This is a genomic window from Pseudomonas sp. C5pp, from assembly GCF_000814065.1.
In the GTDB taxonomy this organism is placed as follows: Bacteria; Pseudomonadota; Gammaproteobacteria; order Pseudomonadales; family Pseudomonadaceae; genus Aquipseudomonas; species Aquipseudomonas asiatica.
This window is the reverse complement of sequence record NZ_JWLN01000013.1, coordinates 75,188-98,653: the sequence shown is the minus strand read 5'-3', so window position 1 is coordinate 98,653 and position 23,466 is coordinate 75,188. Positions and strand designations below refer to the sequence as shown.

Annotated in this window: 23 protein-coding genes and 1 tRNA gene; 15 read left to right on the top strand and 9 right to left on the bottom strand. The window is 61.8% G+C overall.

From position 1 onward, the window contains the following. Positions 1-14 precede the first annotated feature (14 nt). The 13 genes from RR51_RS13030 (at position 15) to RR51_RS12970 (ending at position 12,588) form a co-directional block, all read left to right on the top strand. Positions 15-530: an A24 family peptidase gene (locus tag RR51_RS13030; RefSeq protein WP_039613756.1), complete on the top strand. Its 516-nt coding sequence runs from the start codon at positions 15-17 to the stop codon at positions 528-530. A gap of 15 nt (positions 531-545) precedes the next feature. Then, positions 546-1,880, top strand: a complete 1,335-nt coding sequence (locus tag RR51_RS13025; protein ID WP_039613755.1) for an ATPase AAA — start codon at positions 546-548, stop codon at positions 1,878-1,880. A gap of 12 nt (positions 1,881-1,892) precedes the next feature. Beyond that, on the top strand, positions 1,893-2,705 hold the full coding sequence (gene cpaB, locus RR51_RS13020) for a Flp pilus assembly protein CpaB (protein ID WP_039613754.1): 813 nt from the start codon (positions 1,893-1,895) through the stop codon (positions 2,703-2,705). 87 nt (positions 2,706-2,792) lie between these two features. Then, positions 2,793-4,280, top strand: coding sequence for a type II and III secretion system protein family protein (locus RR51_RS13015; RefSeq protein WP_039613753.1), 1,488 nt, complete (start codon positions 2,793-2,795; stop codon positions 4,278-4,280). A gap of 15 nt (positions 4,281-4,295) precedes the next feature. After that, positions 4,296-4,571: a hypothetical protein gene (locus RR51_RS13010; protein WP_039613752.1), complete on the top strand. Its 276-nt coding sequence runs from the start codon at positions 4,296-4,298 to the stop codon at positions 4,569-4,571. Positions 4,572-4,602: 31 nt separating this feature from the next. Beyond that, a complete protein-coding gene (locus RR51_RS13005) occupies positions 4,603-5,925 on the top strand; it encodes a TadE/TadG family type IV pilus assembly protein (protein ID WP_082044693.1) in 1,323 nt (440 codons plus the stop codon). A gap of 9 nt (positions 5,926-5,934) precedes the next feature. Continuing rightward, positions 5,935-6,405: a TadE/TadG family type IV pilus assembly protein gene (locus RR51_RS13000; RefSeq protein ID WP_039613750.1), complete on the top strand. Its 471-nt coding sequence runs from the start codon at positions 5,935-5,937 to the stop codon at positions 6,403-6,405. Continuing rightward, positions 6,405-6,908 carry a TadE/TadG family type IV pilus assembly protein gene (locus RR51_RS12995; protein WP_015271620.1) on the top strand — a complete coding sequence of 168 codons (504 nt, stop codon included), beginning with the start codon at positions 6,405-6,407 and terminating at the stop codon, positions 6,906-6,908. Before RR51_RS13000 ends, RR51_RS12995 begins: the two co-directional genes overlap by 1 nt. Continuing rightward, on the top strand, positions 6,902-8,119 hold the full coding sequence (locus tag RR51_RS12990) for an AAA family ATPase (protein ID WP_039613749.1): 1,218 nt from the start codon (positions 6,902-6,904) through the stop codon (positions 8,117-8,119). Before RR51_RS12995 ends, RR51_RS12990 begins: the two co-directional genes overlap by 7 nt. 3 nt (positions 8,120-8,122) lie before the next feature. Beyond that, complete coding sequence (locus RR51_RS12985; protein WP_039613748.1) at positions 8,123-9,565, top strand: CpaF family protein; 1,443 nt, start codon at positions 8,123-8,125, stop codon at positions 9,563-9,565. Beyond that, a complete protein-coding gene (locus RR51_RS12980) occupies positions 9,562-10,548 on the top strand; it encodes a type II secretion system F family protein (protein WP_039613747.1) in 987 nt (328 codons plus the stop codon). The genes RR51_RS12985 and RR51_RS12980 overlap by 4 nt, the downstream gene beginning before the upstream one ends. Before the next feature lie 26 nt (positions 10,549-10,574). Continuing rightward, on the top strand, positions 10,575-11,543 hold the full coding sequence (locus RR51_RS12975; protein ID WP_039613746.1) for a type II secretion system F family protein: 969 nt from the start codon (positions 10,575-10,577) through the stop codon (positions 11,541-11,543). Between the two features lies 1 nt (position 11,544). Continuing rightward, positions 11,545-12,588: a tetratricopeptide repeat protein gene (locus tag RR51_RS12970; protein ID WP_039613745.1), complete on the top strand. Its 1,044-nt coding sequence runs from the start codon at positions 11,545-11,547 to the stop codon at positions 12,586-12,588. Positions 12,589-12,665: 77 nt separating this feature from the next. Here the strand turns inward: RR51_RS12970 and RR51_RS12965 are convergent, their stop codons facing one another. From RR51_RS12965 to RR51_RS12940, 6 genes are all read right to left on the bottom strand, one after another. Then, a complete protein-coding gene (locus RR51_RS12965; protein ID WP_039613744.1) occupies positions 12,666-13,676 on the bottom strand; it encodes a DUF4917 family protein in 1,011 nt (336 codons plus the stop codon). 215 nt (positions 13,677-13,891) lie between these two features. Beyond that, positions 13,892-15,598 (bottom strand): SulP family inorganic anion transporter, encoded by a 1,707-nt coding sequence (locus tag RR51_RS12960; protein ID WP_039613743.1) that lies wholly within the window; start codon positions 15,596-15,598, stop codon positions 13,892-13,894. A gap of 165 nt (positions 15,599-15,763) precedes the next feature. Then, positions 15,764-15,837, bottom strand: a tRNA-Gly gene (locus tag RR51_RS12955). 110 nt (positions 15,838-15,947) lie between these two features. Then, positions 15,948-16,835: a (R)-3-hydroxydecanoyl-ACP:CoA transacylase gene (gene phaG, locus RR51_RS12950; RefSeq protein ID WP_039613742.1), complete on the bottom strand. Its 888-nt coding sequence runs from the start codon at positions 16,833-16,835 to the stop codon at positions 15,948-15,950. 387 nt (positions 16,836-17,222) lie between these two features. Beyond that, positions 17,223-17,915 carry a pseudouridine synthase gene (locus tag RR51_RS12945; RefSeq protein WP_015271612.1) on the bottom strand — a complete coding sequence of 231 codons (693 nt, stop codon included), beginning with the start codon at positions 17,913-17,915 and terminating at the stop codon, positions 17,223-17,225. 9 nt (positions 17,916-17,924) lie between these two features. After that, positions 17,925-18,137: a cysteine-rich CWC family protein gene (locus RR51_RS12940; protein WP_039613741.1), complete on the bottom strand. Its 213-nt coding sequence runs from the start codon at positions 18,135-18,137 to the stop codon at positions 17,925-17,927. Between the two features lie 143 nt (positions 18,138-18,280). Between RR51_RS12940 and RR51_RS12935 the strand changes: the two genes are divergently transcribed. Further along, complete coding sequence (locus tag RR51_RS12935; protein ID WP_039613740.1) at positions 18,281-18,733, top strand: hypothetical protein; 453 nt, start codon at positions 18,281-18,283, stop codon at positions 18,731-18,733. A gap of 147 nt (positions 18,734-18,880) precedes the next feature. Here the strand turns inward: RR51_RS12935 and RR51_RS12930 are convergent, their stop codons facing one another. Continuing rightward, positions 18,881-19,987 carry an enoyl-CoA hydratase/isomerase family protein gene (locus RR51_RS12930; protein WP_039613739.1) on the bottom strand — a complete coding sequence of 369 codons (1,107 nt, stop codon included), beginning with the start codon at positions 19,985-19,987 and terminating at the stop codon, positions 18,881-18,883. A 126-nt stretch (positions 19,988-20,113) separates the two neighbouring features. Between RR51_RS12930 and ung the strand changes: the two genes are divergently transcribed. Next, complete coding sequence (gene ung / locus RR51_RS12925; RefSeq protein WP_024087682.1) at positions 20,114-20,806, top strand: uracil-DNA glycosylase; 693 nt, start codon at positions 20,114-20,116, stop codon at positions 20,804-20,806. A gap of 120 nt (positions 20,807-20,926) precedes the next feature. Here ung and RR51_RS12920 read toward each other — a convergent pair whose 3' ends face one another. Both RR51_RS12920 and RR51_RS12915 read right to left on the bottom strand, forming a co-directional pair. Next, positions 20,927-21,958 carry an AbrB family transcriptional regulator gene (locus tag RR51_RS12920; RefSeq protein WP_039613738.1) on the bottom strand — a complete coding sequence of 344 codons (1,032 nt, stop codon included), beginning with the start codon at positions 21,956-21,958 and terminating at the stop codon, positions 20,927-20,929. Then, positions 21,951-23,465, bottom strand: coding sequence for a tripartite tricarboxylate transporter permease (locus tag RR51_RS12915; RefSeq protein ID WP_013974009.1), 1,515 nt, complete (start codon positions 23,463-23,465; stop codon positions 21,951-21,953). Before RR51_RS12915 ends, RR51_RS12920 begins: the two co-directional genes overlap by 8 nt. Position 23,466 lies beyond the last annotated feature (1 nt).

Here is a 23,466-nt window from a genome sequence, read left to right as displayed (position 1 = left end):
TAGGGGAAGCAGCAATGTTCGAAGAATATATGTTCGCCATTGTCGTGCTGCTTGTGCTGCTGGGGACCGCGGTGGTGGGCGATCTTCGTCGCCATCGCATTCCCAACATACTAATTTTGCTGGGGCTGGGTTTGGGCTTGGCGGGCCAGGCCTCCTCAGGACTCGCCGGGTTGGGGTATGGCGTTCTGAGCATCTTCACAGGCTTTGTCGTTTTCCTTCCGATGTACACACTGGGAGGAATGGCCGCGGGTGATGTTAAGTTGATGGCTATGGTTGGTGCCTTTCTAACACCGCTGGATACGCTTTCAGCTGCACTTTCAAGTCTTATAGCCGGTGGCATTTTCGGTATCCTGATAATGCTTGTGCGCCGTCAGTTGCATATTACTTTAGAGCGCTACTGGTTGATGTTAAGAGCACGGGCCTATTTGGCTCCCGCGACAGATGAAGTTGCAGCCAAGCCTTTTCCTTATTCAGTCGCAATTTTGTCCGGAACACTTGTCAGCCTTTTCGGGCTACCGCTTGGCCTATAGCCTGGGAGGCTAACCATGTACGCACTAAGAGACAGTGGTGCCTGCGCCTGTGACAAGGACGCAGTGCAGAGCCTGGCACCTCAGCCACGTACAGTTCGTGAGACTGGCCTGGCGGAAAGCTTTCTCGGTGATTTGCTGTGCAAGCACCTGCACGACGCCGGTACGCTGGACCTGTCGCGCCTGGTCGAGCGCCTGGCACTGACCGGTGCGGTGGTAGAAGAAGTGCTGGCCTTTCTGCGCAAGGATGGTCGCGTTGAAGTGCTGGGCCAGGTCGGTGTGCAAACGGGGGGGCAGGTGCTGCGATACGGCTTGACCGAGCGCGGCCGCGGTACCGCCCGGGATGCACTGGCGCGCAGCGGCTACATCGGCGCGGCACCCTTCCCGGTAAGTGCCTACCGTGACCTGCTCAAGCTGCAGACCATTCACCATGGCCGCATCAGTACGCAGGACATGCACGCGGCGTTCGCTGGCGTAGTGCTCTCGGAGAGCATGCTCGATCAACTGGGCGTAGCGTTGAACTCCGGGCGCGCCATCATGATTTACGGCCCTGCAGGCACCGGCAAGACCTACGTCAGCAGCCGGTTGATTCGACTGTTCGCCGAGTCCATCTGGGTACCCCATGCCATCGAGATCAACGAGTCGGTCATCGAGGTGTATGACCCCCAGGTGCATCAACGCCTGGAGGAGGAGAGTCAACCCACCAGCCTGTTGCTGAACGAAGGCATCGATCGCCGGCTGGTGCGCTGCAAACGCCCGGTTGTGATCACTGGCGGTGAGTTGGGCATGGAGCAACTGGACGTCCGCTTCGATCCCAGTACCCGTCAATATCAGGCCTCCCTGCAACTCAAGGCCAGCAACGGCCTGTTCATCATCGACGACATGGGGCGCCAGCGCATGGCCCCGGCCGAACTGCTCAACCGCTGGATCGTGCCGATGGAAGAGAAGCGCGACTTCCTCAACCTGGGTGGCGGGCGCCATTGCGAACTGCCGTTCGATCTGGTGCTGGTGTTCTCCACCAACCTCAATCCCCTGGAGCTGGCCGATGAAGCCTTCTTGCGGCGCATCGGCTACAAGCTGCAGTTCAGCTACCTGAAGGTCGATGAATACGAACGTATCTGGCGCCAGGAGTGCGAGCGCCTGGGCCTGGCTTACGACCCGTCGCTGTTGCGCCATGCGCTACAGGCGCTGTACGAGGCCGAAGGCGTGCCGCTGGTGCCCTGCCACCCGCGCGACCTGCTGAGCATGGCGCTCGACCGCCAGCGCTATCTGGGGGGCGAGGGGGCGCTGTCGCCGCAGGAGCTGGATTGGGCCTGGCGTAGCTACTTCGTCCAGATCGACTTCCTAGGATAAGGAGATGCAGACATGAGTGCCCGTACGCTGATCCTCATTGCCGTTTCCCTGACCCTGGGGCTCGGTGCCGCCTTGATGGCCAACAACTGGCTTGATGGCCGGCTCAACGCGGCCCCGGATGACAAGATGAAGAACGTAGTGGTGGCCACAGTGGAAATCCCGTTCGGGCAGATGATCGAGGCCCAGCAGGTCGCCATTGTGCGCATGCCCAAGGATGCGGTGCCTGACGATGCCTTCGACAGCAATGAAAAGGTGATTGGCAAGATCGCCACCTTCGCCCTGCTGCGCGGCGACGTGCTGCGCAGCGCTCGCGTGGCTGAGCACCTGGGGGGCAGTACCCTGGCTTCGCTGATCGCCCCGGAAAAACGAGCCATTTCGGTGCGTGTGGATGACGTGGTCGGGGTGGGGGGGTTCCTGTTGCCGGGCAATCGGGTTGATGTACTGGCGACCAAGCGCAGCGACGGTAGCAGTAATGACTCAGAGTCCAGGACCATTCTCCAGGACTTGCGCGTACTGGCCGTGGACCAGACGGCAGGGACGGACAAGACACAACCTGTAGTGGTGCGTGCCGTGACCCTGGAAATGTCGGCCAAAGAGGCCGAGGTACTGGTCAAGGCGCAATCGGAAGGGAAGTTGCAACTGGCCCTGCGTAACCCGCTGGATGCTCAGAAGCAACCGCAAGCCGTTGCCGCTGCCGCACCGGTCCAGGCCGCGCCGCCAGTAGCCAAACCCCAACCAAAACCGGTGGCAAAGGGTAACGGTGGAGTAGGCGCGGTCACCATTATCCGGGGGACTGAAGTTGAAGTAGCGAAAGCAAGGTTTTAAGGCGGCAGGCGTCCGAATGGCTAACGTTCGGCAGGAACAAGAATACCTAGCAAGGAGTTATGTATGAATACTTTGCAGAGACTAGGGATGTACCTGTTGTGCGGGCTGGGTACGCAGCTGCTGTTCGTCGGCGTGACGCAGGCTGCAGAACCGGGATCGGGATACAGCGCCATGCCGGCGGCCAACGCCAACATGGTCCAGGTGCCCATCTACAAGTCGCGGACGATCAGCGCTCGTACGCCGGTGAGGAAAATTTCGGTCGGCAACCCGGATATCGCCGATATCCTGATCACCAGCCCGACCCAGCTCTACCTGCTCGGCCGTTCCCTCGGCACTACCAACGTATTGCTGTGGGACAGCAATAACCGCTTGATCGAGACCATGGATGTGGAGGTCGTGCATGACCTCACCGGGCTCAAGACCAAACTGCACCAGTTGCTGCCCGAGGAGAACATCGAGGTGTTCAGCGCACAAGGCGCGTTGGTACTGCGTGGCCAGGTGCGCAGCGCCGCAACCATGGACACAGCGATGAAAGTGGCCAAGACCTATGCCGCACAAACCTCGAGTGTGGTGCAAGGCAAGGGTGAAGCCGCCGAGGCGGCACCAGCCCAGTCGCTGGAGGTGATCAACCTGCTCAGCGTCGGTGGCAGCCAGCAGGTGATGCTGGAAGTGAAAGTGGCAGAGATGCAGCGCAGCCTGATCAAGAACCTCAACGTGCGCTTCAATGCCCTTGGCTCATCCGGCAACTGGAGCGGTGGCGGGTTCAACAATGGTCAAGGACTGGGCCTGACTCCAGGCGGCGGGTCGATCCTTTCGCCAGGTTCGCTGATTGGTGGCGGCAAAGGCTTGTTCGCCCAGTTCCTGTCCGACGATTTCCTCTTCAATGTGGTGCTGGAAGCGTCCAAGGACAATGGTTCGGCCAAGGTGCTGGCCGAGCCCACCCTCACCACTCTTACCGGCCAGCAGGCGGAGTTCATTTCCGGTGGCGAGTTCCCGATCCCGATCACCGAGGATGATGGCATCACCATCGAATACAAGGAATTCGGTGTCGGCGTGAAGTTCCTGCCGGTGGTGCTCGACTCCGGGCGTATCAACCTCAACCTGAATGTCTCGGTGAGCGAGCTTTCCAACGTCAACTCGCTGGTACTCGACACTGGCCTGAACAGCATTCTGGGCGATGGTGTTACCCAGGTCATTCCTTCGCTGACCAAGCGCAGCGCCGAGTCCACGGTCGAACTTGGCAATGGCCAGACCATCGCCATTGCCGGTCTTATCAGCGAAAACACCCGCGATTTCGTCAGCCGTTTCCCTGGGCTGGGGGACCTGCCGATACTCGGACACCTGTTCCGCAGCCAGTCGTTCATCAACGGTGAAACCGAACTGGTGATCCTGGTGACGCCGCACCTCGCCAAGCCGGTGGATGCCAAGGCGGTGCGCCTGCCCACCGAGAAGTTCGTCGAGCCCAGCGACCTGGACTTCTACCTGCTCGGCAAGACCAAGGGCAGCGAGCCGGGGCGCGCGGTGCCCGTCAGCCTAGGGGTCAGCGGTGGCAACTTTGGCCATGACCTGAACTGATCGGAGAGAACCAGCATGAGAACCATGATCGTGTGTTGCGCGCTGCTGTCGGGGTTGTCGGGTTGCATGTCGTACGACGAAGGGCGCGTTGGCCCGCTGGGCTACAGCGTCTACCAGACCACCTACCAGCAGATTGCCGATAAGCAAGTGGCCGCCAACCCAGGCACTGAGCTGCCGCCCGCAGGCCCTGATGGGCCGCTGCTGGAGAAGGTGATCAATGGTTATCGGGGGGCGACCGGCGATGCCCAGCAGGTCGGTCAGCCGATTCAGATCCAACTGAGTAATGATTGAGGGCGTGACCATGACTCCTCGAGCTCAACGGATGTTCACCGCGCCGCCAGGTCAACAGCGGGGGGCAGTGACTGTCATCATCGTGATCGCTCTGGTTGCGATTTTGATGATGGCCGCGTTGGTGCTCGATGGCGGTCACATGTTGTTGAACAAGACCCGGCTGCAGAATGCCGTGGACGCCGCTGCCCTCAGTGGCGCAAAAACCCTTAGTCAGGTGATGGGCACTGGCAATGCTGCCAGTACCACGCGTGATGCCGCGCTCTCCACTCTGCAAAAAAATGCCAGTGCCACCGGCAACCAGGAGCTGGCGGCGGCAATCGGCGGCAACCCTGGCGGATTCGCGGTGGTGGAGTTGGCAGATAATGTTTATGGGCCCTTCTCCTACCCGGGACCGGCCAATGCCACCTACGTACGGGTCTCGGTGGCGAATTATTCACTGGCGGGATTTTTCTGGAACTTTGCCCAATCATTCACCGAGGGCGCCGCTACTACCAAGAGTGTGACGGCAATTGCCACCGCCGGGCCGAGCCCGACCAGCCCCTGTGATCTTGCACCACTGCTGGTCTGTGGCAACCCGGCTCAATACAACCCGGATACAGGCATGTTCTGGGGGTATCGCTTTGGTGACCTGGAGGTCTTGAAATCGGCTGCCAAGAACAGCGACCCGATTGGCCCGGGCAACTTCCAGCTGCTCGATTTCGGCGCTGGTGGCAAGACCGTTGGCGACCTGATGGCCGGCGGCGGTTCGGTTTGCCGCAATGTCGGTGACAACGTGGACACCAAGCCTGGCAACACGGTTGGCCCGTCCGTCAAAGGTCTGAATACCCGATTCGGCGAGTACTCCGGGTCGTTGAAGAGTTCGGATTATCCACCCGACCTGGTGACGACCTATAGCAACCCGGTGATGAAGTACAACGACAAGACCACGCCTCACCAGGTGGAGCAGCAGGGGCAAGTCGTCACTTCGAGCAATGGCAACCTGTCTGCTGGCGGTACACCGCTGTTCGACTACAACGACTATGCCGCGCAGACCGCCGCATGTGTCGCCGGCGGGGGGGCGGGGTGCCAGTCGAACGGGGTTTTCGAGCGGCGCATGTTGAAGATCGTGGTGGGGGACTGCTCCGGCAAGAACTCGGGAGCCTCGTCGATTCCGGTCATCGGTTTCGGTTGTTTCTTCGTGGTGCAGCCGGCCGACAACTCGGGTGGGGATTCGCAGATATTCGGCCAGTTCGTCAAGCAATGTGAAGGCGACGGTGTGCCCGGGCCTACGCCGCAGGACGATTCCGGCCCGCAGATCATCCAGCTGTACAAAACCTTTATCAGTGGCAGTGGCACACCGAGCACCGACTCCTAGGAGCGCGTCATGGAACTCTATCGGCTCAAGCGTGCGCAGCGTCAGCAAGGGGTGGCAATCGTCGAATTCACCATCACCCTGCCGCTGTTGCTCCTGACCTTGCTGGCCTTCGGCGAATTCGGCCGAATGCTTTACCAGTACAACAGCCTGCTGCAGGGCAGCCGTGATGCCGCGCGCTTCGTCGCCAGCCAGGCCTGGAACTCGACCCTTGGCAAGGTCGAGGTTAGCGCCGACCTCGAGTGCATGACCAAGAAAGTGGCAGTGTACGGTGCACCTTCCGCACCGCCCTGCAGCCTGACCGGGATGCCGGCCAATACCACCGTGCAGGTTGCCAAGGTGGCGGGTACCAACGACCACGTGCAGGTGACCATCAGCGCGGTCTTTTCCCCGCTGATCGCCAACGGCATTCCGGCCTTTATCGGCAACGGCACCGCGTTGAACTTCCCGTTGGTCGCTACCACCGTGATGAGGGCACTGTGATGAAGCGCAGAAGCATGCAGGGCGTTTACGTGGTGGAGTTCGCCATTGTCAGTGCGTTGATGTTCACGCTGCTGTTCGGGGTGCTGGAAATAGGCCGGCTGTACTACACCGTGAACGTCTTGAATGAGTCCGTGCGGCGTGGCGCACGCCTGGCTGCGGTGTGCAATATCAGCGATCCAGTGGTGCTGCGCAGGGCCATATTCAACAGTGCGGGCGACAGTGGTGCCAGCACCCTGCTGGCCGGCCTGGACACCTCGGACCTGACCCTGCGTTACCTGGACAAGAACGGTGCACAGGTCGCCAACCCCGGTGATCTGGTAAGTGCCACCGGGTTTGCCGCCGTCCGCTATGTGCAGCTGACGCTGCAGAACTTTCAATTCAGCCTGTTTATTCCAGGTTTTGGGGTGCCCATTACCCTGCCAGTATTCAAGGCGACCTTACCTCGAGAGAGCCTCGGGCGTCATACCGAGGCGGATGTCGTACCGGAGATCACGCCATGCTGAATCTTAGGGAATCTTCCGTATCCGCTACCTCCATCAAACCCGGGATGCGTCTGTTGATCAGCAGCTCCGACGCCTTGGCCTTGCGCCAGCTGCAAGAAATTTGTCAGCGCATCGCCGGTCTGGAGGTGAATGTTCGTCAGGTGAGCAATGGGCATTGCGACCCGCTTTATGGGTTGGATCGGATGCCCGATTTCCTGCTGCTGCGCGTTGGCCAGCTGTGGCGTGAGGAACTGGCGGCCCTGTTGCAACGCCCGGCCCATGAGCGCCCGCCGCTGTTGGTGTGTGGCCTGCTGGATGATCGGGAAGGCATGCGCCTGGCGATGCAGGCCGGTGCGCGCGATTTTCTGCCGGAGCCTATCGTTGCCACGGAGCTTATCGCTGCCTTGAACCGTATGGTCATGGAAACCCAGACCAACAGCACGGCAACAGGCAAACTGGTTGCGGTGATGAATGCCAAGGGTGGCTCCGGCGGCACGGTGCTGGCCTGTAACCTGGCGCATCAGCTCAGCCTCAAGGGCAACGCGCTGCTGCTTGACCTGGACCTGCAGTTTGGCAGCGTGTCGCATCATCTGGATGTGGCGCAGTCGCACAGCCAACTGGACGTGTTGCAGCAGATAAAGGAAATGGATGGTGTTGCACTGCGCGGCTTCTGCAGCCATTTCAGCCCGTCCTTGCATGTGCTTGGCAGCCGCGCCAATGAGCTGTGCCTGCCGCAGGATGTCCAGGCTGAACAGCTCGATGCGCTGCTGCAGCTGGCGCGGGCCAACTATCACTGGGTGGTGGCGGACTTGCCGCGGCAGATCGATCACATCACCGCCTCGGTGCTGGAGCAGGCCGACCGGGTGTACGTCGTGATGCAGCAGAGCGTCAACCACCTGCGCGACGCCAGTTCCCTGGCGCGCATTCTGCGCGATGACCTGGGCGTGCGCGGCAATCAGCTGGAGGTGGTGGTCAACCGCTACGACAAGGCGGCGCCGGTCAGCCTCAAGGATATCGGCGAGGCGCTGCGTTGCACCAATATCGTGAAACTGCCGAATGACTTCAGCGTTATCAATCAGAGCCAGAACACAGGTGTGCCATTAGGCCTGCAAGCACCTCGCTCGGCGATCACCCAAGCGCTGCGTGGGCTGGCCGAGGAATTGGTGGGCAAGCAGGTGGCCACAGACAGCGGACTGTTCAAACGCGCCTTCAAACGTGTTTTTCGGGGGTGAACCATGCTTAGCGATTTCCGTAACCGTTTGCGCAAACAGGCAGTCACCCCCGAGGCATCGACGCCGTCGAAGCAGGGTGGCGGCGCTAAGGACCCGGCAGAGGCGCTGATGGCGTGGGAACATTCGGCACCGGATGTTCTGTTTGAAACGAAAAGCCAGGTTACATCGGTGGAAGCCGAGTGGCGGGAAAAAACCTATGCGCAACTGCTCAAGGTCATGGACCTGTCCTTGCTCGACTCGCTCGAGCAGGCCGAGGCCGTGCGGCAGATCCGCGATATCTGCCAGCGTCTGCTTGACGAGCATTCGGCGCCGGTGAGCTCTGCCAGCCGCCAGTTGATCATCAAGCAGATCACTGACGAAGTGCTTGGCCTTGGCCCGCTGGAGCCGCTGCTGGCCGACCATACGGTGTCCGACATTCTGGTCAACGGCCATGACTCGGTGTACGTCGAACGGTTCGGCAAGTTGCAGCGCACCGATGTGCGTTTTCGCGATGATCAGCACCTGCTGAACATCATCGACCGCATCGTCTCCAGCCTCGGCCGGCGTATCGACGAGTCTTCGCCGTTGGTCGATGCACGCCTCAAGGACGGTTCACGGGTCAATGCGATCATCCCGCCGCTTGCCATCGACGGGCCAAGTATCTCGATACGCCGCTTTGCGGTGGACCTGCTCAACGTCGACAGCCTGATCCAGGCGGGCGCCCTGACCCCGGCCATCGCGTTGCTGCTCAAGGCGATCGTGCGGGGGCGGCTGAACGTGCTGATCTCCGGCGGCACCGGCTGCGGCAAGACCACCATGCTCAATGTGCTGTCCAGTTTCATTCCCCACAACGAGCGCATCGTCACCATCGAGGACTCGGCCGAGCTGCAGTTGCAGCAGCCGCATGTGGTGCGATTGGAAACAAGGCCTGCGAACATCGAGGGGCGCGGCGAGGTGGGCCAGCGTGAGCTGGTGCGCAACAGCCTGCGGATGCGCCCAGACCGTATCGTGATCGGTGAGGTGCGTGGCGCCGAGGCGCTGGACATGCTGACGGCGATGAACACCGGACACGATGGCTCACTGACTACCATCCACGCCAACACCGCGCGCGATGCGTTGGGCCGGGTCGAGAACATGGTCTTGATGTCTGGCGCTACATTCCCGATCAAGGCCATGCGCCAGCAGATCGCCTCGGCCATCGATGTGGTGATCCAGCTGGAACGGCAGGAAGACGGCAAGCGGCGGTTGGTCAGTGTGCAGGAGATCAACGGCATGGAGGGTGAAATCATCACCATGACCGAGATCTTCTCTTTTGTTCGCAGTGGTGTGGGCGAGCAGGGCCAGGTGCTTGGTGACTTTCGGCCAAGTGGCATGGTCCCGGCCTTTCGCGATGCCTTGGCCAAGCGCGGGATCGAGTTGCCTTTGTCGATGTTCAGGCCTGAATGGATGGAGGCTCGTCAATCATGAGCCAGATACCTGGTGAATACATCCTGATATTTCTTGGCATGGTGTTCGTTGCCGTGTTTCTTCTCAGCCAAGGCCTGGTGGTCCCGGTGTTCGGCGAGGCGGGCAAGGTACGCAAGCGTATCCGCAGCCGACTTGTGCTCCTGGAGCGGGCAAGCCATCTGCCGAACATGCAGACCGTGCTGCGGCAGAAATACCTGACGCGCTTGTCGCCGCTGGAGGCGCGGCTCGAGCAATTGCCCTTCATGGCGACGCTGACGCAACTGATCGAGCAGGCCGGCCATGAGTACCGGGCCTATCGGGTACTGCTGCTGGGGTTGGCTCTGGCAGCGGCTGCCGGGATGCTGGCCTGGATGTTCTTCCCTTACTGGTGGCTGGCGCTGGCGGCAGCGTTCGTGGCGTTCTGGCTGCCACTGCTGAAAATCTCCCATGACCGTGGCAGGCGTTTCGCCAAGTTCGAGGAGGGCTTGCCCGATGCGCTGGAAGCCATGTGCCGGGCGTTGCGCGCCGGGCACCCCTTCAATGAAACCCTGCGTTTGGTGGCAGATGAACACAAGGGACCTGTTGCGCATGAATTCGGTCTGACTTTCGCCGATATCAACTACGGTAATGATGTACGCAGGGCCATGCTTGGCCTTCTGGAGCGGATGCCAAGCATGACGGTGATGATGCTGGTCACCTCGATCCTCATTCACCGTGAGACTGGCGGCAACCTGACGGAAGTACTGGAACGGCTGAGCAATTTGATACGCGGGCGTTTCCGGTTTCAGCGCAAGATCAAGACAATGTCGGCTGAAGGGCGAATGTCGGCTTGGGTGTTGGTGGCCATACCCTTCCTGTTGGCGGCAGCGATCATTATTACCAGCCCGGACTATCTGACGTTGCTGATCAAGGATCCCACTGGGCAAATGTTGGTCATGGGGGCTTTTGGCTCCATGTTGGTGGGGATTTTCTGGATTCGTAAAATCATTCGTATCCAGATCTAGGCAGTTCTCGCACGGGGGCGTCGGTCATGGACTATTTGCTCGGTTTGTTGAGTGGGGTGACGGACAGTGAGGCATTGGCACGCCTGCTGATCGTTGGTGCGATCGGGATGAGCACGGTCATTGCGGTTATTACCGTGACGTTGCTGGTGCTGGGGCTGCAGAGCCCACTGCAACGCCGTCTTGCATTGATCAAGCGTGACCACTCCAGCGCCGCGGCCGGTCGGGAGCCGCCAGGAAGCCTGCAGCTTCTACTGGAGCGTGTAGGTCGGCGCGTTACCCCGTCTACGGAGGGGCAAGTGTCAGCCACCCGAGCCCTGTTGACCCATGCTGGATATGGCTCGGCTTCAGCGGTACAGGTGTACTGGGCGGTGCGTTTGCTGCTGCCGTTGATGCTGATGGGTATCTCGTTGTTGATACTGCCGCTGATTCCCAATCTTTCCCCGCTCAAGATCATGGGACTGGTAGCCATGGGCGCTGCTGTCGGATGGCTGCTGCCGGCCGTGTACATCGACAAGCGCAAGAATGCTCGGCAGGGCCGGTTGCGCGCGGCCTTTCCTGATGCCCTGGACTTGATGGTGGTTTGCGTGGAATCGGGCCTGGCGTTGCCCCAGGCTATCGAACGAGTGGCCGAAGAAATGGCGGTCAGCCAAGCCGAACTGGCCGAGGAGCTGGCGTTGGTCAATGCGCAGATCCGCGCCGGCATTTCCAGTACCGAAGCGCTCAGGCAACTGGCAGATCGCACTGGCCTGGAAGACATTCAGGGCCTGGTCAGCCTGTTGGCCCAAAGCATCCGCTTCGGCACCAGTGTAGCGGCTACCTTGCGCATCTATGCCGAGGAGTTTCGTGACCGGCGCATGCAGGCCGCAGAAGAAATGGGCGCGAAAATCGGAACGAAGCTGGTTTTTCCGCTAATTTTCTGTTTGTGGCCAAGCTTTTTTCTGGTTGCCATCGGCCCGGTGATCATCGGGATACTTAGAACGTTCGGGAATCCATGACATGAACAGGATCAGTTTGCTGTTGACCATGATAGCCGTGCTTTCGGGATGCCAGAGCACTGGGCCTGACCTGAATGGGGTGCGTTCTGTCTACTCCGGTGGCAATTCGGTGCTCTACCAGGTGCAGTCGCAGAGCAACTCGCCCGACCAGGCAATGCAGATGGCCGCGATGGCTTACCAGGCCGGTGACCTGGACCAGGCACTGTACCAGTACCTGCGCGTCCTTGAGCTGGAGCCCGAACGTTATGAAGCCCTGGTCTGGGTTGGCCGTATTCACCGCGAGCGCGGCAATAACCAGCTTGCCGAGATGGCCTTCACCGAGGTACTGGGCAAGGCGCCTGATAACCCCGATGCCCTGACGGAAATGGGCCTGCTGAACCTGTCCATGCGTAAACATGAGCAGGCCAAGGCAATGCTGTTGAAAGCAGTTGCCGTGGATCAGAAACGCTTCGTCAAGGACCCGGCCAACAGCCAGACAGGGGCGGCTGCGCTCAGGGTCGACGGCAAGTCACCGCTCAAGGCCTATAACGGGCTGGGGGTGTTGGCGGATCTGGCCGACAACTTCGCCGAGGCGCAAACCTATTACCGCCTGGCCGAACTCATCGATCCACGTTCGGCGTTGGTGCAGAACAGCCTGGGGTATTCCTACTACATGGCCGGGCAATGGTCTGAAGCCGAACTCAGGTACAAGCGTGGGGTGAGCTACGACGGCACCTACAAGCCGCTGTGGCGCAACTATGGACTGCTGCTGGCTCGCATGGGGCGCTATGAGGAGGCTGTGTCTGCCTTCGAACAGGTCGAAAAGCGTGCCGAGGCCAGCAATGATGTCGGCTATGTCTGCCTGGTGGAAGGCAAGCTGGATGTGGCCGAGCAGTTTTTCCGCAGCGCGATCGAGTTGTCGCCGGGGCACTACCCCGTCGCCTGGGAAAACCTGAACAGGGTCCAGCAGATTCGGCAAATCCGCCAGCTGGGCGGCGATGTAGCGATGCCCGAGCCGGTTGCAGTTGGCCCGGCCGTGCAGGTGACAACCGCGTCGGCGCCTTGATGGGGTTCCGCGGGCAAGCGCTGTTGCCTGTCAGATAGCGTAAACGGGGCCGCAACGCGGCCCCCAACTGGTCCACTTCACCTGTGGGTGAGCGGTGCTTCAATAGCCAACGCTGCTTGCCCCAACGGATGCGTACTGGCATCAAAGAAGTGCAGCACTGTCCCCGGCATATCCCCGAACCTGTCGACAAAATGCTGCTTCTGGTTGATCACCGATGCCTCGCTCAATGGCCGTATGGCAATCGACAGATGCTTTGGCCGGGCCTGTCGGATGGCTTCGAGCAGATGCTGGTCACTGCTGTCCAGGTGCAGCCCGAACAGGCATAGCCCCTGGCTTTCCCGCGCCAGTTGCCCCAGGCACCAGCCTAGGTAGTCAGAGTTGCGGATGGCGCGCAGCTTCTCGTCGCTGCGGTCTTCGTTGACGAACAGCGGCACTTCGCCCGGGATGTTCACGGCAAAACCATCGAGCAGTTCGGCGCTGTCGGCGCTGCGTTGGCGGGTGGTGCCGTCGGGCAGCTTGAGCAGGTGCAGGCCGCCATGCAGGTGCAGTACCCGCGTGCCTTCGCCGTTGGTGCGGCGCACGTCGAAGAAGCCTTGCTCGTCGAACAGTTCGGCGAAACCCTGCGGGGCGTGTTGCACGGCCCACGGTAGCAGCAGGTCGTAGTTGCTGGTGTAGACGCTGCGGTAGCCGCGCAGGGCCTGGTTGAGGGTTGCCAGGGTCGTGGCCGGCATGAGTGGCCACGGCAGATGCACTGTGCGTACGGCGTGGATCAGCGCTTCCTTGATCGAGTAGTAGCGGTTCAGCGGCGCGGTGGAGTTGATGGCCAGCGCGGCGTTGGTGCGCACGGTGGTGTTGAGGGCGCTGAGCACCGGCTCGAACAGTTCCGTACCCAGTGACTTGAACAGTGCCTGGTCGCTGACGGCCAAGCCTTTCTTGCGCCCGGCACGTTGCGCTTCCTCGAACAGCGAGAAGTAGCCGAACGGCTTCCACAGCACGCGGCTGGCGCCGTTGCCCAGCAGCAGGGCGTCGCAAGGGTGGCGGGCGGCGAGTTCCGGCCAGGGGGTGAGGGTGGCGTCTAGTGCGGGCATGCTGGGGTCCGTTGGGTGGAGCGGGAACGGGGGCGACTTTAGCATGTCATGCAAAGTGTGCGAGGGTTGGTGTCCAGGCAACTGCTTTGTGCAGCCTGTACTGGCCCTATCGCCGGCAAGCCAGCTCCCACGGTTCGCCACAGGCCTTGAGAGCAGTGCAGTACTTGTCGGAGCCGGCTTGCTGGCGATATGGCCAGTAGCAACGACGCAATGCTTCAACCTTGTTCAGCCCGTTGCTCAACGCGACTCCTGTTACGCCAAACCCGATAGGCGCGAATGCCCGCCCGCACCGAGCCGAACAGCAGTTTGTCTTCCATCTCCCGGGCCATCCCCGAGCGCACCAGCATGCGCAGGAAGGTGCCGCGGGCGCGGGCGATGGCGAAGAAGATGCCCTGGGCGGCCAGGGTGTCGCGCACTTCGCGCAGGGCGGCGATGCCGCTGACGTCGATGCTGGTCACCGCCTCGGCATCGAACAGCACGGCCTTGGGCTGTTCCTGGCTTTGTACCGCTTCGAGCAGGCGCATCTTGAAGTAGTCGGCGTTGAAGAACAGGATCGCGTCGTCGAAGCGGTACACCACCAGGCCTAGCACGGTGCGGGCATCCTTGTGTTTGCGGATGTCCACCTGGCCTTCGGTGCCGGGCAGCCAGCCCAGCACTGCGTCGGTGGGCTGATAGATGCTGTACAGCAGGCGCAGGATCGCCAGGGTCACGGCAAACACGATGCCGGGCAGCACACCCAGGCTCAGCACACCGACCGTGGTCAGCAGGCACAGCCAGAACTCGAAGCGGCTCAGGCGGCGGATATGCTTCAGCGACTTGATGTCGATCAGCCCCCAGCCTGCCATCAGCAGCACGGCACCCAGCGCGGCCTGCGGGATCCACGCCATCGGCGCGGTGAAGAACAACAGGATCAGGGCGATGACCAGTGCTGCGATGATGCCCACCAGTTGGCTCTTGCCACCGACCATGTCGTTGACCGCAGTGCGCGAGTCTGCACCGCTGATGGCAAAGCCCTGGGAAACCCCGGCAGCCAGGTTGCTTACGCCCAAGGCGACGAATTCGTGGTTGGCGTTGATCGCGTAGCCGTGCCGGGCGGCAAAGCTGCGTGCGGTGAGCATGGCGCTGCAGAAGCTGACGGTGGCGATACCCAGGGCGTCGCGCAGCAGGCTTTTCATTTCTGCCAGGTTACTGTGTGGCCAGGCCAGCTGGGGGATGCCGGCAGGTACCGGGCCGAGAATGGCGACGCCAAAGCGGTCAAGGCCGAGCAGGCCGACCAGCAGCATGAACAGCACCACTACAGTTAGCGCCGCAGGCAGGTGGGGGTAGCGTCGTGGCAACCAGATCAGCAGGCCCAGTGCGGCGATGCCGATGAGCAGCGTCACCCAGTGGATTTCGCCCAGGCGCTGGAAGAAGTTGATCAGGCTGAGGATGAAACCGTCGCCCTCGATCTTGAACCCCACCACCTTGGACAACTGCCCAGCGATCAGGCTCAGGCCGATACCGTTGAGATAACCGATCAGGATCGGCCGCGAGAAGAAGCTGGCGATGAACCCGGCCCGGGCCACCCCAGCCGCGATCAGCATTACCCCGACCAGCAAGGTGACGATCACCGACAGCTCGGCAATCCGGTGCGGCTCGCCCATGGCCAACGGCGCCACGGCGCCGGCGATCATCGCGCAGGTAGCGGCGTCTGGGCCGACCATCAGCTGTCGCGAGCTTCCGATCAGGGCATAGACCATCATCGGCAGCACACAGGCATACAGGCCGTACTGCGGCGGCAGGCCGACGATCTGCGCGTAGGCGATGGCAATGGGAATCTGGATCGCCGCCACCGAGAGGCCGGCCTGCAGGTCGGCGTGGAACCACTCGCGGCGGTAGTGCAGCAGGTTGGCAAGGCCCGGTAGCCAGCGGGAGAGAAACATGCGTCGTCCTTTCGAAATGCTTCACGAATCCATCCACGCATTGAAGCGGATCGGCAGGCAAATGGCCATGGGGCAGGTCAAAGGGAGGGGGGAGAAACGAAAAAAGGAGCCTGGGCTCCTTTTGACAGCGATGACGTTGCTGGAACGCCATGCGGGAATGCGATGTGGAGCGGGTAGAGGGAATCGAACCCTCAACTAAAGCTTGGGAAGCTTTCGTTTTGCCACTAAACTATACCCGCGTTTGCGCAGCACTTTTTACCAGAACCCTCAACGAATTAGAAGCTCAAGTTATTAAAAAGCTTGTCGGCGCCCCATGGTTGCGGGTTTGAGCCACAGGACGCCGAGTTGCTCAGATGGCCAATGCATGCTGCCCCTGTTTTACAGGCTGGTAACGTTGACGAGGTTCACGCACGGTTGGCTTCAGGAACCCCAGCATGACACTGCGAGTGTCCTCGCAAGCGGCCTTGTTTTCCATATCCAGGAAGTGGCCTGCATCGCGGATCACGCTGAAGTGGCTTCGGCCCACGTGCTTGCTGAACTGCCGTGCATCTTCGACCGTGGTGTACTCGTCGCGGTCACCATTGATGAAAAGTACCGGGATGTCGATATTGCGTGCACCATCCAGCGCCCGCCCCAGGTCATGTTGCAGCACCTCGTTGATGTGGAAGTGCATCTGCGCATACTCGTGGCTGTCCAGGCTGCTGACATGGCGGTAGTTGAAGCGCTTGAACAGTGACGGCAGGTGCTTGCCGATGGTGTCGTTGATCAAGTTGCCGACCTGATAACGGTCGCAGGCGGCCAGGTACTGGCAACCACGGTCCAGGTAGTCGCGCATCGGTTCGTTGATCACCGGTGAGAACGAACTCACCACTGCCTTCTTCACGCCCCGCGGCTGGTGCGCCAGCGCCAGCAGCGTACTTGCGCCACCCCACGAGAACGACATCACGTGGTCTGCCTGGAAGTGTTCGATCAGCTCGAGGAGAATATGCGCTTCGGTCTCCTTGCTGATAAAGCGTTCCTGGCGATTGTGCGGCTTGGATTTGCCAGCGTATGGCTGGTCGAACAGTACAACGTTGAACTGCGGGTGCAGGTTACGTACCGTCTGGGCGAACGAGGCCGTGGTGGCAAGCGAGCCATTGATCAGGATGATCGTATTCTCGGCCGCATCCGCGCGATAGAACTCCGTGTAAACCCGATACTGACCTTGGATATCAAGTACAGCGATTTCTGGCCTCATGTCATCGACTCCTGGCGCAAAAAGGGTATTCGCGTCACCTAGGGTGCACGTTCTTTATGACAGGTAGGCATTTGCCTGAAGAGAAACCGGGGGGCCCTGTGTCGATCCTTGGCACGTGCGTCGACGGTATTGTTTTTGGCGGGCAATTCGCCGTGCCCCAAGGCATCGAGGCCTTGGGTGGCCGGCAAAAAGTGTCTTCGCCTGCGGGCGTGACTTGGTAGTCACATGCAGACTGACGATTTGGATTCAAGCAGTGGGTCGGGAATCCCGCAAGTGCCGTTCGGGGGAAAATGTGACTTTTGTCGCTGAGCGGTCGTATGACGACCCCTGATCTGTCTGCTCCGGCCTCTTCGCGGGCTCGCCCGCGAAGAGGCCGGTACAGGCTGATTAGACCGTCGCTATTTCATCCGCCGTCAGCTCACGAAACGCCCCAGGCGCCAACCCCGGGTCCAGCCGGATCGCCCCCATGCTCTCCCGATGCAACCCCACCACCTTGTTGTCGAAATGGCCGAACATGCGCTTCACCTGGTGATAGCGCCCTTCGACGATCGACAGCCGTGCCTGGCGCGGCCCGAGGATGTCCAGCTGGGCGGGCAGGGTGGTGAGGTCTTCGAAAGCGAAGTAGAAGCCCTCGAGGAACTTGGCCACATAGTGCTCGCCAATCTCGTCCTCGGTTTGCACCAGGTAGTGCTTGGGCAGCTTGGTCGCGGGCTGGGTAAGCCGGCGTGACCATTGGCCATCGTTGGTCAGGATCATCAAGCCCGTGGTGTTGAAGTCCAGCCGCCCGGCAATGTGCAGGTCCTCACGCAAACCGGCTGGCAGCAGGTCGAGCACGGTGCGGTGTTGCGGGTCCTGGGTGGCGCTGACGCAGCCTGCCGGCTTGTGCAACATCAGGTAGCGTGCCGGGCGGCCAGCCTGCAGCAGCTGATCATCCAGCTCCACGCGGCTGAATTCGCGCACTTCGGCCAGTGGGTCGCTGACCACTTGGCCATCCACCCGCACACGGCGTTGCGCCAGCATCAGACGGACTTGCTGGCGGTTGTGGCTGGGCAGGTTGGCGAGGAAACGGTCGAGGCGCATGGCAAACGGTCAGTCGGAAGCGGGGGAGCGAAGTTGTTCTTCGACGGCGGCGCAGCGCGGGCACAGGCAGGCTTTGTCGCGCAGCTCGGCGGGCAGGGCCTTGAGCACGGCAGGGTCGATGGTCACGCTGTAACACCAGCAGGCCTGGGTGGCCCGGCGCGGGTCGGCCAAGCTGCACTGGTTGAGGGCGCCACAAGCGGGGCAGTGCTGGTTGTCGGGCATGGCTGCCACTCACCTGTATCAAATTGTTGCAGAAATGGCACTGCACCTTGGCGGCACTGTCTTATTCAGTGTCGATGATCGCATTTCGCATCGACGCTCGCCAGCGCCGCTGTTCGGGCACTCCAGCGGTCCAGGAGGCCGCCATGTCCTATCGAATCCTGTTGATCGCCCTGCTGGGGCTGATGACTTCCGCCTGCGTTCCGTACTACGAGAGCGGGGGCTATTACCGATCGGACCACTACTACTCCGACCGTTATGTGTCACCGGATTATTACCGCTATGACCGCTATTACGTAGCGCCGCAGCCCCGTTATTACTATCAGCCTGCACCACGTTACTACTACCGCTCGGCGCCCGCGCCTCACTACCGGTCTCATCCGCAGCCGGGGATGAAGCAATGGTATGGCAACCCACGCAACGACTATGGCAACCGCCAGCGGTATGACTATGGGCGCGACCGGGATCGTCATGATTATCGCGATGGCAGCCAGCGCTATCAGCAGAAGGACCGTTGGCACTCCAACGGGCGGGGGGATGGTGACCGGCGCGGGGACGGGCGGCGTGGGCACGGGCAAGGGGGGAACTGGCAGCGGTAGGTGAATTGAAAACCGGGGGCGCGTTGCGCCCCTTTCGCGACGCAAGGCCGCTCCCACAGGTACGGCGCAGCATTGGAAACCATCGCTGTACCTGTGGGAGCGGCCTTGTGTCGCGATGGGCTGCAATGCAGCCCCAACTTCTCGAAGCTACCCGAGATCCGCCAGCGGATGCCGCCCCTCCCACACCTTGGCAAAATGCGCCTCCACCACCGCCGCCGGCACTTGCGCCACATCGGGCCAGTGCCAGTGCGGCTGGTTGTCCTTGTCCAGCAGGCGCGCACGCACGCCTTCGCTGAATTCCGGGTGGCGGCAGCAGTTCAGGCTCATGTTGTATTCCATCTGGAATACCTGCGCCAACGACAGGTGCCGTGCCCGACGGATCTGTTCCCACACCAGGTGTGCGGTCAGCGGGCAACCTTCATGCAACCGTTGGCCGGCATATGCCAGCAGCGGGTCGTCGTGGTGCTTGAGCCCCTCCAGCGCACGCCAGGCGGCAGCTGCGTCGGCCACGTCGAGCAACTGATCGATCACCTGTCGCCTTGGTAGCCACTGGGCCTCGGGCAACTCGGCGCAGACGCGGTGCTGTTCGGCCTTGAGCAGGCTGTTCAGTTGCAGGGCGGTCTGTTCCTGCCAGTTCAGTTGCAGCAGTTCCTCGATCAGTGCCTCTTGCTGGTACTCGCCCAGAAATCGGTCGGCCAGGCCCAGGTCCAGGGCGTCGTGGGCATTGATCGGCGCACCCGTCAGGCCGAGGAACAACCCCAGCTTGCCCGGCAGGCGGGCAAGGAACCAGCTGGCGCCCACATCCGGATACAGGCCGATGCTGATTTCCGGCATGGCCAGCCGACTGCTGGGGGTGACAATACGCACATTGGCGCCCTGCAGCAGGCCCATGCCACCACCCAGCACATGCCCGTGCCCCCAGCACAGCAACGGCTTGGGATAGGTGTGCAGGGCAAAGTCCAGGCGGTATTCGGCGGCGAAGAAGGTGGCGGCCAGCGGGGGTACGCTACCAGGGTGGTCGCGGCAGGCTTGTACCAGCGCACGCACATCACCGCCGGCACAGAAGGCCTTGGCACCGTTGCCGCGCAGCAGCACGCAGACGATTCCCGGGTCGCGAGCCCAGGCGTGCAACTGTTCGCCCAATACCTCGATCATCGGCAGGCTCAGCGCATTGAGCGCCTTGGGCGCATCCAGGGTGGCGATGCCGATGCGGGCGCCATCGGCGCCGGTGAGTACCTCGCAATGAATGGCCATGGACTACCTCGCGCAAGTCATCGCCCAAGTATGGCTTGCCTGGCCGAACATGCCGGTCGTCGGTCGGATCGTTTGACAAGCGGGAAGGGCTTACCTAGTGTCGCGCCATTGTTTATGGAAGGCCCCATGACTGACGACGATCGCATCAAACTCGAACCCAGCTGGAAGGCCGCCTTGCGCGCGGAATTCGACCAGCCCTACATGCATCAGTTGCGCGAGTTCCTGCGCAGCGAGTACGCCGCCGGCAAAGAGATCTACCCGCCAGGGCCGTTGATCTTCAACGCACTCAACTCGACGCCGCTGGACCAGGTGAAGGTGGTCATCCTTGGCCAGGACCCTTACCACGGGCCGGGCCAGGCGCATGGCCTGTGCTTCTCGGTGCAGCCGGGCGTGGCCACGCCACCGTCGCTGGTCAACATCTACAAGGAGCTGCAGCGCGACCTGAACATCCCGATTGCCAGTCATGGCTACCTGCAGAGCTGGGCCGAGCAGGGCGTGCTGTTGCTCAACACGACCATGACCGTGGAGCGCGCCAATGCCGCGTCGCATGCCAAGAAGGGCTGGGAGTTCTTTACCGACCGGGTCATCCAGGTGGTTAGCGAGCAGTGCCCGAACGTGGTGTTCCTGCTGTGGGGCTCGCATGCGCAAAGCAAGCAGAAGCTGATCGACGGGACCAAGCACCTGGTGCTGAAATCGGTGCATCCATCACCGTTGTCGGCTTACCGTGGGTTCCTGGGGTGCGGGCATTTCAGCCGGGCCAACAGTTTCCTCGAGCAGCGCGGGCTGGCGCCGATCAACTGGGCATTGCCACCCTTGTAAAGGCCTGAAATGTCGCGTTGCCTTCTTCGCGGGTGAACCCGCTCCCACAGGTTCTGCACTACCCTCAGGGCTTGTGTGGTCCCTGTGGGAGCGGGTTTACCCGCGAAGAGGCCGTCACAGTCATTCCGGGGTTGCGTTCCACACCCGGAACAACGGCTCTGCCAGAAACAGCACAAACAACAAGCGCATCACCTGCAGCGCCGTCACCAGCGGCACCGACAGCTGCAGGGTCTCCGCCGTCAGGCTCATCTCGGCAATTCCGCCCGGCATCATCCCCAATGTCAGCGAACGCAGATCCAGCGCGGTCATCATGCTCAGCACCCATGCGGCACTGCCGGCAATCGCCATGCACAACGCCGTGGCCACCAGGGTGCGGCCCAGGAACGACGGTGCGCGTCGGAAGAACGCGCGGTTGAAGTGGCAGGCCAGGCCGCTGCCGATCAACCACTGGCCGATCTGGCTGGCGCCATTGGGCAGGGTTATCTGCAGGTCGTCCGCCAGGCTCACGGTGGCTGCGACCAACAATGGCCCGAACAACCACGGGTTGGGCTGGCGCAAGCGCTGCCACAGCAGGGCGACGGCAACGCCCAGCGGTGCAATCAGCGCCAGCCAGCCCCAGCTCACACTGCCGGTGTGATTCAGCGGTACCCCGTCACCCAGCAGGAACTTGAACAGCGCCGGCACGCACAGTACCACCGCCAGTACGCGCAGGCTTTGCGCCGCCGCCACCTGGCTGAGCACTGCGCCATTGCGGGCGCCAAGGTTGACCATCTCCCCCGAACCGCCCGGCATGCTGGCGAAGAACGCCGTGGCACGGTCTTCACCGGTGCGCCGCAGCAGCCATACGCTGATCACGCTGGACAAGGTGGTGAACAGCGCGCCGAAGAAGATCAGTGCGAAATGGCTGGCCACCTGCTCGATCACCGCCGGGGTGAAGTGCAGGCCAATGCCGATGCCGATGATGCATTGCCCGCATTTGCGGCCATTGGGGATTTCCGGCAGCTGCCAGGGTGTCAGGCAGCGCACCAGGATGATCGCCAGCAACGAGCCGACCATCCACGGCAAAGGCCAGCCGACCTTGCTGGCGGCAAAACCGCCAGCAAGGCCGACCAGCCCGGTCGCGACAAACAACGGCAACGAGCGATCAGGCATCGGCCATCGCCCGGCGCTGCAGGCTGCGTTTGCGCCAGATGCGCAGCAGCGGCAGGGTCAGCATGCAAATGGTCAGTACCCATACCGACATGCTGATCGGGCTCGACCAGAGGATGCCCAGTTCGCCGTTGGAGATCGACAGCGCCCGGCGCAGGTTCTGCTCCATCAAGCCACCGAGGATGAAACCGAGCAGGATCGGCGACAGCGGGAAGTCCAGCTTGCGCAGGATATAGCCCATGATGCCGATACCGACCATCAGGAACAGGTCGAAGGTAGTGGCATGCACGGCGTAAACGCCGATCGCGGTGATGATGGCGATCACCGGTACCAGCGCCCAGTTTGGTACGGCGAGGATGCGGGTGAAGATGCGGATCATCGGGATGTTGAGGATCACCAGCATGATGTTGGCGACGAACAGCGAGGCGATCAGGCCCCAGACGATGTCTGGCTGCTGTTCGAACAACAGCGGGCCCGGGGTGATGTTGTACAAGGTCAGCGCGCCGATCATCACCGCGGTGGTGCCCGAGCCAGGTACGCCCAGGGTCAGCATCGGTACCAGGGCGCCACAGCAGGAGGCGCCGATGGCGGTTTCCGGTGCGGCCAGGCCGCGGGCGTCGCCCTTGCCGAACTTGCCCTTGTCGCCCGCCAGGCGTTTTTCGGTCATGTAGGCCACGGCGCTCGCCAGTGTTGCACCGGCACCAGGCAGCACACCCATGATGAAGCCAAGCAGGCCGCAGCGGATATTGACCACGAACACCGAGGCCGCTTCCTTGAAGTTGAACAGCATGCGGCCGGTGGCTTTGACTGCCTGGTGGCCATGGTGTGTCTTTTCCAGCAGCAGGAGGATTTCGCTGATGGAGAACAGGCCCAGCACCAGTACCACGAACTGGATGCCGTCGGCCAGGTGCACGCTGTCGCCGGTGAAGCGGTACACGCCACTGTTGGCATCGATGCCGACTGCCGACAGGAACAGGCCGATCAATGCGGCAATGAAGGTTTTCAGCGGCTTGTCGCCGGCCATGCCGCCGAGCGCGACGATGGCAAACACCATCAGCACGAAGTACTCCGCCGGGCCGAAGGCGATTGCCCATTTCGCCAGCAGCGGTGCGAACAGCACCATGCCGCAGGTGGCGATCAGCGCACCGATGAACGAACTCCAGGCCGACAGCGACAGCGCTACGCCAGCCAGACCATTGCGGGCCATCGGGTAGCCATCGAGAGTGGTCATCACGGTCGAGGCTTCGCCGGGGATGTTCAGCAGGATCGAACTGATGCGTCCGCCGTACTCGCAGCCCAGGTACACCGCTGCCAGCAGGATCAGCGCCGATTCCGGCGGCAGGCCGAGGGCGAAGGCGATGGGGATCAGCAAGGCCACGCCGTTGATCGGGCCCAGGCCCGGCAGCAGGCCGACCACGGTACCGATCAGCGTGCCGGTGAGGGCGGTGACCAGGTTGTAGGGGGACAGGGCGACGCCGAAGCCCTGGCCCAGGTAGCTCAAGGTATCCATG